This window comes from Cupriavidus necator N-1 (assembly GCF_000219215.1).
Lineage (GTDB): Bacteria > Pseudomonadota > Gammaproteobacteria > Burkholderiales > Burkholderiaceae > Cupriavidus > Cupriavidus necator.
This window is the reverse complement of sequence record NC_015726.1, coordinates 2530297-2542318: the sequence shown is the minus strand read 5'-3', so window position 1 is coordinate 2542318 and position 12022 is coordinate 2530297. Positions and strand designations below refer to the sequence as shown.

Below are 12022 nucleotides of genomic sequence, written 5' to 3'. Positions count from 1 at the left end.
AAACGCCACAAGGACTTCCATGGCCAGGCAACAATTTGACCTGATCGTTTTCGACTGGGACGGGACGCTGATGGACTCGACCCCGACCATCGCCAAGTGCATCCAGCTTGCCAGCCGCGACCTGGGCCTGCCGGTGCCGGATGACAGGGCCGCCAGCCACGTGATCGGGCTGGGCCTGAAGGATGCGCTGTCTTACGCGGTGCCGACGCTGGACCCCGCCGACTACCCGCGCCTGGCCGAACGCTACCGCTACCACTTCCTCGCTCGCGACGCCGACCTGGTGCTGTTCGACGGCGTGCGCGAAATGCTGGAGACCCTGCGCGGCGAACACTATTTTCTTGGCGTGGCCACCGGCAAGACCCGCGTCGGCTTGCAGCGCGCGCTGGCCGCGAGCGGCCTGACCCGCCTGTTCGACGCCACGCGCTGTGCCGACGAAACCTTCTCCAAGCCACACCCGGCCATGCTGCACGAGCTGACCCGCGAGCTGGGCCAGGACGTGGAGCGCACGGTGATGGTCGGCGACACCACCCATGACCTGCAGATGGCGGCCAATGCCGGCGCCAAGGGGATTGGCGTGTGCTATGGTGCACATCCCGCAGATTCGCTGCGCGCGATGGCGCCGGTGCATTGCGCGACCTCCATCCCCGACCTGACCGACTGGCTGCTGGCCCATGCCTGAGGCAGCGGCCGGCCAGGCACCGGTGCGGCTGTGCGCTGCCGCGGACTTGGAGGAAGGCGGCCTGGGCGTGCGCTTCTCGGTGGCGCTGGACCAGCGCGAGATCGGCGCTTTCGTGGTGCGTTTCGACGGCGCCGCGCACGGTTACCTGAACCAGTGCGCCCATGTGCCGATGGAGCTGGACTGGCAGGAAGGCCGGTTCTTCGATACCTCAGGCCTATACTTGATGTGCGCCACACATGGCGCGGTTTATGCGCCGGACAGCGGCGAGTGCGTCGGCGGTCCCTGCCGCGGTGCATCGCTGGCCAAGCTGCGCATCGAGGAGCGCGACGGCCACGTCTACTGGTTGCCGGAAGCGCCATACCGGATCGCTGCGCGCATGGACGGTGCCTGAATGACGGGCAGGGCCGGCGGTCGGGCCGGCCGTTGTATTTCCAGGCCTGGGTTGCCAGGCGTTTCCACGAGCGATTTGCATGACAGAACAACAGAAGCCGCCATCGGGTGAATCGGGTCAGCCGGACGAGCACAAGCCAGCCGGCGAGGGTGAGCCGCGCGAAGGGGCGCCCCAGGCGGAGTCCGAGCGCCTGGTCACCGCACCGCGCGCCGACTACCCACTGGAAGACGAATTGCGCGCCGGCGACGACGCGGCAAGGCGTGAAGCGCGCGAGCGCGAGGCGCGCATGGCCGGTGCCACCGCGGGGCCCCCGGTTGGCAGCGGCACCGGCTGGGAGCGCGATCTGCTGGAAAAAGTGCTGACCGCATCGCTGCGCGAGCAGCGCGCGGCACGGCGCTGGCGCATCTTCTTCCGATTTGTCGGGCTGGCGTTGCTGGGGCTGCTCCTGGTCGCGGTGTTCGACTTCAAGGGCGATGGCACCATCGGCACCGGGGGCCGCCATACGGCCATGGTCACGCTGGAGGGCGAGATCGCCGCGGGCACCCCGGCCAGCGCGGAGTCGATCAATGCCTCGCTGCAGGCGGCGTTTGCTGACAGCAATGCCGCCGGCGTGATCCTGAAGATCAACTCGCCGGGCGGATCGCCGGTGCAGGCGGGCATCATCAACGATGAGATCCAGCGGCTGCGCAAGCTTCATCCGTCCAAGCCGTTCTATGTGGTGGTGGAAGAGATCTGCGCCTCGGGCGGCTATTACGTGGCCGCGGCGGCCGACAAGATCTATGTTGACAAGGCCAGCATCGTGGGCTCGATCGGCGTCCTGATGGATGGTTTTGGCTTTACCGGGCTGATGGACAAGCTGGGCGTGGAGCGCCGGCTGTACACCTCGGGCGCCAACAAGGGCATGCTGGACCCGTTCTCGCCGCAGGTGCCCAAGCAGAAGGCCTTTGCTGAAGCCATGCTCAAGCAGATCCACCAGCAGTTCATCGACGTGGTCAAGGAAGGGCGCGGCGACCGGCTCAAGGATGATCCGGAGCTGTTCTCCGGCCTGTTCTGGTCGGGTGAGCGCGCCATAGAGCTGGGCCTGGCCGACGGGCTGGGTAGTGCCGACTATGTCGCGCGCGATGTGCTCAAGGCCGCGGACATCGTCGACTACACCGTCAAGGAAAACATCGCCGAGCGCGTGGCCAAGCGCTTTGGCGCGGCAGTGGGCTCAGCGGCGATGAAGACCATGCTGTGGAGCAACCGCATGCAGGGCATGCACTGAGCCTGGATGGTGCCGCGGCAATGACAAAGGGGGCGTTCGCGCCCCCTTTGCCGTTGCTTACATGGCCAGTAGCGAGAAGATCGCCGGGCGCTTGTGCAGGTCGATCCGCTCGGGACGCCAGTCTGACAGCGGCAGCGTGACGATGGTCTCGCCCGGCAGGGTCAGGTCCACGGCCACGGACAGCAGCGTGGTGCCGGCGCAGTGCTGGCGCATGGCTTCCAGCAGCGCCGCATTGCGGTAGGGCGTTTCGATGAACACCTGGGTCTGGCTGGACTTGCGCGAGCGCTGCTCCAGCTCACGCAGGCGCTGCGCGCGCTCGCCGGCATCGACCGGCAGGTAGCCGTTGAAGGCAAAGCTCTGGCCGTTCAGGCCCGAGCCCATCACCGCCAGCAGGATCGAGCTGGGCCCGACCAGCGGCCGCACGCGGATGCGGCGCGCATGGGCCAGCCGTACCAGGTCGGCGCCGGGATCGGCCACCGCCGGCACGCCGGCCTCGGACAGCAGGCCGCCGTCTCGGCCGGCTTCGAGCGGGACAAGTAGCGCGGCCAGGGCGTCGGCGCGCGTGTTGACGTTCAGTTCGCGGATCTCGATCTGCTGGATCGGGCGCGCCAGCGGCGTGGTCTCGCCCAGCTTCTTCAGGAAGGCGCGCGCGGTCTTGGCGTTCTCGGCGACGAGGTAATCGAGGTTGGCCGCGACCTGCTGCACGCCGGCCGGGATCACGTCGGCCAGTGGGTCGGCTTCGTCGCGCTTGCCGAGGGTATTGGGGATCAGGTAAAGAGTGCCGCTCATCGTGGGCTCGTGCGGGTCATGCGGAAAGAAGAGGGTAGCCGGCCTGGCGCAGCATGCCGGTCAGCGCGATCAGCGGCAGGCCGACCAGTGCGGTCGGGTCGTCCGACTCGACGCGTTCCAGCAGCGTGATGCCCAGGCCTTCGGACTTGGCGCTGCCGGCCACGTCGTAGGGGCGCTCCAGCTGCAGGTAGGTTTCGATTTCAGCGTCGGTCAGGTCGCGCATGGTCACGCGGGTCTGCACGTCGGCCAACTGCACGGTGCCGGTGCGTGCGTCCAGCAGGCACAGGGCCGAGTGGAAGGTGGCGGTGCGCCCGCGCATGCGGCGCAGTTGCGCCACGGCTTTCTCGTGCGTGCCGGGCTTGCCCATCTGTTCGCCGTCCAGGGTCAGCACCTGGTCCGAGCCGATCACCAGCACGCCCGGATGGCGTGCGGCAATGGCTTCGGCCTTGCGCTGTGACAGGCGCAGCGCGGTGGCTTCGGGCGCTTCGCCGGCAAGCGGGGTTTCGTCGATGTCGGGCACGGCCACCTCGAACGGAATGCGCAGGCGCGCCAGCAATTCGCGGCGGTAGGGCGAGCCGGAGCCAAGGATCAGGCTTGGGCGGGGGTCTGGGGACATAAGTAATGGAATCGGAACAGGAAGCGAAACAGTAAAAGGTGCGGCCCGCGTTGCAAGACCTTTGACCTCGGCACGGTTTACGTCGTACAATCGCGCGTTTAGCCGCATCCGCACCCGGGCGCAGTGCCGCCAATGTGCGCGGCCCGTAGTCCGACAGGCGTGGAATGTGGTGAACCAGTCATTGTATAGCGACCGGAGCCACGCACATGACCCAGCCGATTGACCTGCGCGCGCTTGATCTCTTCGCCTTGTGCCGGAAGGGTGAAAGCCTGGCCGGCGACGTGGCGGTGCGGGATTTGCCGCGCATCTTAGCCGAGACCGCCGCGCAAGCGCCAGCCTCGGCACCCGATGAGACGTTTGCCTATACGGCCACTGGCTTCATGCGTGAAGAGGCGGCCGAGCCGGGCGCCCCGGTGGCGCGGCGGCTGTTTCTCGACGTGACCGTGCAGGGCCGGATATGGCTGGATTGCCAGCGCTGCCTGGCCCCCTATGCCGAGCCGATCGATACGGCAACGCGTTTCGAGGTGGTGGAGAGCGAGGAAGCGGCCGACGCCGCGCCGATGGACGACGACGAAGTCGACGTGATCGCCGGCTCGAAGCATTTCTCGCTGCTGGACCTGATTGAAGATGAAGTGCTGCTGGCGTTGCCGGTGGCCCCCAAGCATGACGTCTGCCCGACGGTGCACGAAAGCCTCGTGACCGGTTCGGACGGCGAGGCGCAGCCAGAGGCTGAGCCTGAGGAAGAAAAGCGACCTTCGCCCTTTGCGGCGCTGGCCGGCCTGAAGACCAAGCATTGATGCCGCCGACAGGCGGTGCGCAAGGTCTTGCAGGTGAATCTGAAGCATCCGGCCGGGCCCCGGCTACGCCTTGGGCGGGATGCGTGTGTTAATATTGAAAAATTCTCGAAGGAGTCATCATGGCTGTTCAACAGAACAAGAAGTCGCCGTCCAAGCGCGGCATGCACCGTTCGCACGATCACCTGTCGGCCGCGCCGCTGGCAGTTGAGCCGACCACCGGCGAAACCCACCTGCGTCACCACGTCAGCCCGAACGGCTACTACCGTGGCCGCAAGGTCATCAAGACCAAGAACGACTGATAGCTTCGTTCGGCGTGACGTTGCGTCTCGCTCGCGCATGCCTGTAGGTCGGACACTAAAAGGTCAGAGACAAAAAAGCGGCAAGATCGTTGCCGCTTTTTTGTTGGGCGCTCGGATTTCCCGCCGGGCGTGGCGTGCGCCGCCGCGCTATCCGTACCAGGAACAATGACGATCAAAATCGCTATCGACTGCATGGGCGGCGATCACGGAGTCTCCGTGACGGTGCCTGCGGCGATCAGTTTTCTATCCCGCCACGACGACGCCGAGATGGTGCTGGTCGGCTTGCCCGACCCCATCCGGACGCAGCTGAAGAAGCTTCACGCGCTGGACCATCCGCGCGTGACTATCGTCGAGGCCACCGAGGTCATCACCATGGATGACCCGGTCGAGGTGGCGCTGCGCAAGAAGAGGGATTCCTCGATGCGCGTCGCCGTCACGCAGGTCAAGGAAGGCCTGGCCGGTGCCTGCATTTCCGCCGGCAATACCGGCGCGCTGATGGCGGTGTCGCGCTATGTGCTTAAGACGCTCGAAGGCATCGAGCGGCCGGCCATCGCCACCACCATCCCGAACGAGCAAGGCTGGGGCACCACTGTGCTGGACCTGGGCGCCAATGCCGACTGCGAGCCCGAGCACCTGCTGCAGTTCGCGCGCATGGCCGAAGCCATGGTGGCCGTGGTCGACCACAAGGACCACCCCACGGTGGGCCTGCTGAACATCGGCGAGGAAGTCATCAAGGGCAATGAGGTGGTCAAGCGTGCGGGTGAACTGCTGCGCGCCTCGGAGCTGAACTTCTACGGCAACGTGGAAGGCAACGACATCTTCAAGGGCACTACCGACATCGTGGTCTGCGACGGCTTTGTCGGCAACGTGGCACTCAAGAGCACCGAGGGCCTGGCCAAGATGATCGGCAGTATGATCAAGGAAGAATTCACCCGCTCGTGGTTCACCAAGCTGCTGGCCGCAGTCGCCATGCCGGTGCTGTCGCGCCTGGCCAGGCGGCTCGACCCGGCGCGCTACAACGGCGCCTCGCTGCTTGGGCTGCGCGGGCTGGTGATCAAGAGCCACGGCTCGGCCGATGCCCATTCTTTTGAGTGGGCCATCAAACGCGGGTATGATGCCGCCAAGAATGGCGTGATCGCCCGCATTACCCGGGCTTTTGCCGATAAATCCAGCGCCGCAGGCGCTGCACAGCCCGCCCCGGAGACAGAGGTGCCTGGCGCGCATCCCAGCCCCCACGTCGCCTGAGCGCCACGCGCGCCGGTCGAGGGTGCCTGCGGGCCATACGATCCGACAATACATGACCAAGTACGCAAAAATCATCGGTACCGGGAGCTACCTGCCTCCGCGGCGCGTGACCAACCATGACCTGGCCGCGCAGCTTGCCGAAAAGGGCATCGAGACCAGCGACGACTGGATCGTCTCGCGCAGCGGCATTTCGGCACGCCACTGGGCCGAGCCGGATGTGACCAGCAGCGATCTCGCGGTCAAGGCTGCCGAGCAGGCCATCGAGGCTGCCGGCATCGACCGCCAGAGCATCGACCTGATCATCGTCGCCACCTCGACGCCGGACTTTGTGTTCCCCAGCACGGCCTGCATCGTGCAGGAAAAGCTGGGCATCACCAACCACTGCCCGGCCTTCGACCTGCAGGCGGTGTGCTCGGGCTTCGTGTACGCGCTGGCCACGGCCGACAAGTTCATCCGCAGCGGCTCGCACCGCAACGTGCTGGTGATCGGCACCGAGGTGTTCTCGCGCATCCTGGACTTCAACGACCGCACCACCTGCGTGCTGTTCGGCGACGGTGCCGGCGCCGTGCTGCTGTCGGCCTCCGAGGAGCCGGGGATCCTGTCCACCGCGATGCACTCGGACGGCAGGCATGTCGATATCCTGTGCGTGCCGGGCAACGTCGCCGGCGGCAACATCACCGGCAACCCGTTCCTGCACATGGACGGCCAGGCTGTGTTCAAGCTGGCTGTGAATGTGCTGGACAAGGTCGCGCGCGAAGCCATGGAGGCTGCCAGCCTGACGCCGGACCAGGTTGACTGGCTGATTCCGCACCAGGCCAATATCCGCATCATGCAGGGCACGGCGAAGAAGCTGGGCCTGCCGGCGGAGCGCATGGTCGCCACCGTGCATGAGCACGGCAACACCTCGGCCGCGTCGATCCCGCTGGCGCTGGACGTCGCGGTGCGCGACGGCCGCATCCGCCCGGGCCAGACCGTGCTGATGGAAGGCGTGGGCGGCGGCTTCACCTGGGGCGCGGTGCTGCTGCGCATGTGATTCGCGGCCGGCGCCATGGCATGCCGCGCATGCAGGACATGCCGCGGCGCCGGCCACCCGTTTCTTGTTAGGGTTCCATTCCGATGAAATTCGCTTTCGTATTTCCCGGCCAGGGTTCGCAGTCGGTCGGCATGCTCAATGCCTTCGCCGATAACGCCGTGGTGCGCGCTACCGTGGAAGAAGCCTCGGCCGCGCTCGGCCAGGACCTCGGTCGCCTGATCGCCGAAGGCCCCGCCGAAGAGCTGAACCTGACCACCAACACGCAGCCGGTGATGCTGACCGCCGCCGTGGCGGTCTACCGTGCCTGGCTGGACGCCGGTGGCCCGGCGCCGGCGCTGGTTGCCGGCCACAGCCTGGGCGAGTACTCGGCGCTGGTGGCTGCGGGCGTGATCCCGTTTGCCGATGCGGTGCCGCTGGTGCGCTTCCGCGCGCAAGCCATGCAGGAAGCCGTGCCGGTGGGCGAGGGCGCCATGGCCGCGATCCTGGGCCTGTCCGATGACGACGTGCGCGCCGCTTGCGCCGAGGCATCGGCCGCGGGCGTGGTCGAGGCCGTGAACTTCAACGCGCCGTCGCAGGTGGTGATCGCCGGCCACAAGGCCGCGGTCGAGAAGGCCTGCGAAATCGCCAAGGGCAAGGGCGCCAAGCGCGCGCTGCCGCTGCCGGTGTCGGCGCCGTTCCACTCGTCGCTGCTCAAGCCCGCTTCGGACCGCCTGCGCGAGCGCATGGCCGGCCTGGCTTTCTCGGCGCCGTCGATCCCGCTGGTGAACAACGTCGACGTCGCCATCGTCAATGATCCGGACGCGATCAAGGACGCCCTGGTGCGCCAGGCCGCAGCGCCGGTGCGCTGGGTCGAGTGCGTGCAGAAGATGGCCGCCGAAGGCATCACGCACGTGATCGAATGCGGCCCCGGCAAGGTGCTGGCCGGCATGACCAAGCGCATCGACGGCAACCTGACCGGCGGCGCGATCTTCGATCCGGCCTCGCTGCAAGACACGCTGGCGCTGCTGAAGTAAGCAAGAGGACATCCGCATGACCAAACTTCTCGACAACCAGGTTGCGCTGGTCACTGGCGCCTCGCGCGGCATCGGCCGCGCCATCGCGCTGGAACTGGCCCGCCAGGGCGCCACCGTGATCGGCACCGCCACCAGCGAAGCCGGCGCGGCCGGCATCACCGATTACCTCGGCGTCGATGGCCTGAAGGGCAGGGGCGCCGTGCTCAACGTCAATGACGCGGCCGCTTGCGACGCGCTCATCGACGAGATCGTCAAGACCCACGGCGGCATCGGCGTGCTGGTCAACAATGCCGGCATCACGCAGGACCAGCTGGCGATGCGCATGAAGGACGAGGACTGGCTGGCCGTGATTCAGACCAACCTGACCTCGGTGTTCCGCCTGTCGCGCGCGGTGCTGCGCCCGATGATGAAGGCCCGCCAGGGCCGCATCATCAATATCACTTCGGTGGTGGGCTCGGTCGGCAACCCCGGCCAGATGAACTACTCTGCTGCCAAGGCGGGCGTGGCGGGCATGACCCGCTCGCTGGCCGCGGAAATCGGCAGCCGCAACGTGACCGTGAACTGTGTCGCGCCGGGCTTTATCGACACCGACATGACCAAGGCGCTGTCCGAAGAGCAGCATGCTTCTCTCAAGACACAGATCCCGCTGGGTCGCCTTGGCCAGCCGGAGGATATCGCCAACGCGGTGGCCTTCCTGGCTGGTCCGCAAGCCGCTTACATTACCGGCACTACGCTGCATGTGAACGGCGGGATGTACATGAACTAATGGGTTTTTGGTTGGCTGGTTTCGGGGAAGAAGCCCGAAGAAGCCGCCTGAAGTAGTAGTTTTCCGAACCAAACGGGCGCGATTCTTGCAAAGCTTGGCAGGCGGCATTTCTGTCGCCTCAAACCTGCTAAAATGCGCCCACTTTTTGTCGAACTTCCCTGGAGGGTTACATGGACAATATCGAACAACGCGTCAAGAAAATCGTGGCAGAACAGCTTGGCGTGGCCGAGGCAGACATCAAGAACGAATCGTCGTTCGTGAACGATCTCGGTGCGGACTCGCTGGACACGGTTGAACTCGTGATGGCGTTGGAAGATGAATTCGGCATGGAAATTCCTGATGAGGAAGCCGAAAAGATCACGACCGTGCAACAGGCTATCGACTACGCCACCGCGCACGTCAAGGCCTAAGCCCGTCGTCTCTGCATTCCGAGCCACAGAAGGCAGGTGGGCGGGCCGTTGCGGCCGCGCCTTGCTGTTTTCTGTGGCTTTCGTCTGTTTGAAGAAGCAGAATGGAATGTGCTTCGCCGTGCGGCCCGCAAGGCCGGCGGCGGGTTGATCTCCGTTCCGTTCCCGTTTCACGCACCCGTAGGAAAACATAGTGAGCCGTCGTCGCGTCGTCGTCACTGGGCTTGGCCTTGTGTCTCCGGTCGGAAACACGGTTGCCGAAGGCTGGGCCAACCTGGTTGCCGGCAAGTCCGGCATCGCCACCATCACCAAATTCGATCACTCCGCGCTTTCCGTGCACTTTGCCGGTGAAGTGAAGGGTTTCAATGCCGAGGACTACATCCCCGCCAAGGAAGCCCGCGCGATGGATACCTTTATCCATTTCGGCATTGCAGCCGGCACGCAGGCGCTGAAGGACAGCGGCCTGGAAGTGACCGACGCCAATGCCGAGCGCATCGGCGTGCTGGTCGGTTCGGGCATCGGCGGGCTGCCGTTGATCGAAGAAACCCACGCCGTGCTGACCGAGCGTGGTCCGCGCCGGATTTCGCCGTTCTTCGTGCCGGGATCGATCATCAACATGATCGCGGGCCACCTGTCGATCATCCACGGCATCAAGGGCCCGAACCTGGCTGCCGTGACCGCTTGCACGACCGGCCTGCACAGCATTGGCCTGGCCGCCCGCCTGATCCAGGCCGGCGATGCCGACGCCATGCTGGCGGGCGGTGCCGAGTCGACCGTGTCGCCGCTGGGCATCGGCGGTTTCGCCGCTGCGCGTGCGCTGTCGACGCGCAATGACGATCCGGCGGCCGCTTCGCGTCCGTGGGACAAGGACCGCGACGGCTTCGTGCTGGGCGAAGGCGCGGGGGTGATGATGCTGGAGGAGTACGAGTCGGCCAAGGCGCGCGGCGCGCGCATCTATGCCGAGCTGATCGGCTTTGGCATGAGCGGCGACGCCTATCACATGACCGCGCCGAACATGGACGGCCCGCGCCGTTGCATGGTCAATGCGCTCAAGGACGCCGGCATCAATACCGACCAGGTGCACTACCTGAACGCCCACGGCACGTCCACGCCGCTGGGCGACAAGAACGAATCCGATGCGATCAAGGCCGCATTCGGCGAGCAGGCCTACAAGATGGTGGTGAACTCGACCAAGTCGATGACCGGCCATCTGCTGGGCGGTGCCGGCGGCCTGGAATCGGTCTTCACCGTGCTGGCGCTGCACAACCAGGTGTCGCCGCCGACGATCAACCTCGACAACCAGGATCCCGAGTGCGACCTGGACTACGTGGCCAACACGGCGCGCGAGATGAAGATCGACGTCGCGGTGAAGAACAACTTCGGTTTCGGTGGCACCAACGGCACGCTTGTTTTCCGCCGCGCCTGATCCGTGGTTGAGGCGGGCCCTTCGCGGGCTGCGCCAGGGCAGGGTCCACCCGTTGTGGGCCCTGTTCATGTTTTGTGCCGGCGAAACGCTGGCGCTCGCGCTGCTGGCGCGGACGCTGGCCGATGTGGTGGCCGGCAGTCAGTCTGGTTTCCATTGGGGGCATGCCGCCATGGCGCTGGGACTCACGCTTGCCGCCACGGCGACGGTGCGTGCCTGGCTGGCGTGGTGGCGCGGCCTGCGCTGGCACTGCACCGCGGTGCTGCACGCCCCCGACGGCAAGGAGCCATTGCGGATCCGCCTGCAAGGGCCGGGCGGTGCCCGGCACGAGGCTGTGGTCAGGCAATGCTGGCAGGCCGGGGGCGCCGTTGTCGTGCGCCTGGTCCCCGGAGCGCCCGGGATGCCGGGCGCCATATTTCTTCCCTGGCAGGCGGGTTCGCCCGAGTTAGTGCGGCGGTTGCAACGCGCCGCCAGAGTTGCACTGCGGGTGCAACCTGATATGCCGGCAGGGGAACGATTTTGTTAGCTTACGGTCACAGGATGCGCGTTGCTTCACCGGGCGGGCTTAGAATCGTAGGTAAAATACAACGTTTGTCGTGACGACCAAACCAAGAGATACACTGCAGGTGAGCCATACGTGAGCGAACGCGAAGCCGATCAGCTCCTAGTTGAACGCGTCCAGCAGGGCGACAAGCGGGCCTTTGAACTTCTGGTGACCAAATACCATCGGAAGATCATTCGCCTGATTTCGCGCCTGGTCAGGGACCCCGCTGAGGTTGAGGATGTGGCGCAGGATGCCTTTATCAAGGCATACCGCGCCTTGCCCCAGTTCCGCGGGGAGTCGGCCTTCTATACGTGGCTGTACCGGATCGCCGTCAACACGGCCAAGAACTACCTGGCCACCCAGGGCCGCCGCCCGGAAGCGTCCAGCGATATCGATGCAGAAGAGGCTGAAACTTTTGCGGACGGTGAGCAACTAAGGGATATCAATACGCCGGAATCGATGCTTCACACGCGCCAGGTCGCCGAGACGGTGAACCGCGCCATGGAGGCCCTTCCGGAGGAATTGCGAACCGCCATCACGCTGCGCGAGATCGAGGGCCTCAGCTATGAGGAGATCGCCGAAGCGATGGGATGTCCGATCGGGACGGTGCGTTCGCGGATCTTCCGGGCGCGCGAGGCGATTGCCGAGAAATTGCGTCCGCTGCTGGGAACGGCAGAGGGCAAGCGGTGGTAGTAGTCGGGTAGTCGAGAAGAATGTCGTGCGGCCAGCGTTGCAGCGTATTCCTGCATCGATAAG

15 protein-coding genes are annotated in these 12022 nt (G+C 65.8%); 13 read left to right on the top strand and 2 right to left on the bottom strand.

Annotated elements, in window-relative coordinates; translation table 11 throughout:
- Positions 1 to 19 precede the first annotated feature (19 nt).
- The 3 genes from CNE_RS11985 (at position 20) to CNE_RS11975 (ending at position 2334) form a co-directional block, all read left to right on the top strand.
- A complete protein-coding gene (locus CNE_RS11985) occupies positions 20 to 679 on the top strand; it encodes an HAD-IA family hydrolase (protein WP_013957379.1) in 660 nt (219 codons plus the stop codon).
- Positions 672 to 1070: a Rieske (2Fe-2S) protein gene (locus CNE_RS11980; protein WP_013957378.1), complete on the top strand. Its 399-nt coding sequence runs from the start codon at positions 672 to 674 to the stop codon at positions 1068 to 1070. Before CNE_RS11985 ends, CNE_RS11980 begins: the two co-directional genes overlap by 8 nt.
- A 79-nt stretch (positions 1071 to 1149) precedes the next feature.
- Complete coding sequence (locus CNE_RS11975) at positions 1150 to 2334, top strand: S49 family peptidase (protein WP_013957377.1); 1185 nt, start codon at positions 1150 to 1152, stop codon at positions 2332 to 2334.
- Between the two features lie 57 nt (positions 2335 to 2391).
- Here CNE_RS11975 and CNE_RS11970 read toward each other — a convergent pair whose 3' ends face one another.
- On the bottom strand, positions 2392 to 3123 hold the full coding sequence (locus CNE_RS11970; protein ID WP_013957376.1) for an SAM-dependent methyltransferase: 732 nt from the start codon (positions 3121 to 3123) through the stop codon (positions 2392 to 2394).
- Between the two features lie 16 nt (positions 3124 to 3139).
- A complete protein-coding gene (locus tag CNE_RS11965) occupies positions 3140 to 3739 on the bottom strand; it encodes a Maf-like protein (RefSeq protein ID WP_013957375.1) in 600 nt (199 codons plus the stop codon).
- A 206-nt stretch (positions 3740 to 3945) separates the two neighbouring features.
- On the opposite strand from CNE_RS11965, the gene CNE_RS11960 reads away from it, so the two are divergent.
- The 10 genes from CNE_RS11960 (at position 3946) to rpoE (ending at position 11959) form a co-directional block, all read left to right on the top strand.
- On the top strand, positions 3946 to 4536 hold the full coding sequence (locus tag CNE_RS11960) for a DUF177 domain-containing protein (RefSeq protein ID WP_013957374.1): 591 nt from the start codon (positions 3946 to 3948) through the stop codon (positions 4534 to 4536).
- 119 nt (positions 4537 to 4655) lie between these two features.
- Positions 4656 to 4835: a 50S ribosomal protein L32 gene (rpmF, locus tag CNE_RS11955; RefSeq protein ID WP_010814675.1), complete on the top strand. Its 180-nt coding sequence runs from the start codon at positions 4656 to 4658 to the stop codon at positions 4833 to 4835.
- A 165-nt stretch (positions 4836 to 5000) separates the two neighbouring features.
- Entirely contained in the window at positions 5001 to 6080 is a 1080-nt protein-coding gene (gene plsX / locus CNE_RS11950) for a phosphate acyltransferase PlsX (RefSeq protein ID WP_013957373.1), read from the top strand.
- 52 nt (positions 6081 to 6132) lie between these two features.
- The gene (locus CNE_RS11945) at positions 6133 to 7113 is read left to right on the top strand and encodes a beta-ketoacyl-ACP synthase III (RefSeq protein WP_013957372.1); all 981 of its coding nucleotides are present in this window, start codon (positions 6133 to 6135) and stop codon (positions 7111 to 7113) included.
- Positions 7114 to 7196: 83 nt separating this feature from the next.
- Entirely contained in the window at positions 7197 to 8126 is a 930-nt protein-coding gene (fabD, locus tag CNE_RS11940) for an ACP S-malonyltransferase (protein WP_013957371.1), read from the top strand.
- Positions 8127 to 8142: 16 nt separating this feature from the next.
- Entirely contained in the window at positions 8143 to 8892 is a 750-nt protein-coding gene (gene fabG, locus CNE_RS11935) for a 3-oxoacyl-ACP reductase FabG (protein ID WP_013957370.1), read from the top strand.
- 170 nt (positions 8893 to 9062) lie between these two features.
- Complete coding sequence (gene acpP / locus CNE_RS11930) at positions 9063 to 9302, top strand: acyl carrier protein (protein ID WP_008644813.1); 240 nt, start codon at positions 9063 to 9065, stop codon at positions 9300 to 9302.
- A gap of 190 nt (positions 9303 to 9492) precedes the next feature.
- Positions 9493 to 10725 carry a beta-ketoacyl-ACP synthase II gene (fabF, locus tag CNE_RS11925; RefSeq protein ID WP_013957369.1) on the top strand — a complete coding sequence of 411 codons (1233 nt, stop codon included), beginning with the start codon at positions 9493 to 9495 and terminating at the stop codon, positions 10723 to 10725.
- Positions 10706 to 11248, top strand: coding sequence for a hypothetical protein (locus tag CNE_RS11920; protein ID WP_238552996.1), 543 nt, complete (start codon positions 10706 to 10708; stop codon positions 11246 to 11248). Before fabF ends, CNE_RS11920 begins: the two co-directional genes overlap by 20 nt.
- A gap of 111 nt (positions 11249 to 11359) precedes the next feature.
- Positions 11360 to 11959 carry an RNA polymerase sigma factor RpoE gene (gene rpoE / locus CNE_RS11915; RefSeq protein WP_010814682.1) on the top strand — a complete coding sequence of 200 codons (600 nt, stop codon included), beginning with the start codon at positions 11360 to 11362 and terminating at the stop codon, positions 11957 to 11959.
- Positions 11960 to 12022: the final 63 nt, after the last annotated feature.

What these genes read in the sequence shown, in the direction of transcription:
- CNE_RS11985 (WP_013957379.1), top strand. Translation starts at nt 20, where the DNA reads ATGGCCAGGCAACAATTTGACCTGATCGTTTTCGACTGGGACGGGACG.
- CNE_RS11980 (WP_013957378.1), top strand. Translation starts at nt 672, where the DNA reads ATGCCTGAGGCAGCGGCCGGCCAGGCACCGGTGCGGCTGTGCGCTGCC.
- CNE_RS11975 (WP_013957377.1), top strand. Translation starts at nt 1,150, where the DNA reads ATGACAGAACAACAGAAGCCGCCATCGGGTGAATCGGGTCAGCCGGAC.
- CNE_RS11970 (WP_013957376.1), bottom strand. Translation starts at nt 3,123, where the DNA reads ATGAGCGGCACTCTTTACCTGATCCCCAATACCCTCGGCAAGCGCGAC.
- CNE_RS11965 (WP_013957375.1), bottom strand. Translation starts at nt 3,739, where the DNA reads ATGTCCCCAGACCCCCGCCCAAGCCTGATCCTTGGCTCCGGCTCGCCC.
- CNE_RS11960 (WP_013957374.1), top strand. Translation starts at nt 3,946, where the DNA reads ATGACCCAGCCGATTGACCTGCGCGCGCTTGATCTCTTCGCCTTGTGC.
- rpmF (WP_010814675.1), top strand. Translation starts at nt 4,656, where the DNA reads ATGGCTGTTCAACAGAACAAGAAGTCGCCGTCCAAGCGCGGCATGCAC.
- plsX (WP_013957373.1), top strand. Translation starts at nt 5,001, where the DNA reads ATGACGATCAAAATCGCTATCGACTGCATGGGCGGCGATCACGGAGTC.
- CNE_RS11945 (WP_013957372.1), top strand. Translation starts at nt 6,133, where the DNA reads ATGACCAAGTACGCAAAAATCATCGGTACCGGGAGCTACCTGCCTCCG.
- fabD (WP_013957371.1), top strand. Translation starts at nt 7,197, where the DNA reads ATGAAATTCGCTTTCGTATTTCCCGGCCAGGGTTCGCAGTCGGTCGGC.
- fabG (WP_013957370.1), top strand. Translation starts at nt 8,143, where the DNA reads ATGACCAAACTTCTCGACAACCAGGTTGCGCTGGTCACTGGCGCCTCG.
- acpP (WP_008644813.1), top strand. Translation starts at nt 9,063, where the DNA reads ATGGACAATATCGAACAACGCGTCAAGAAAATCGTGGCAGAACAGCTT.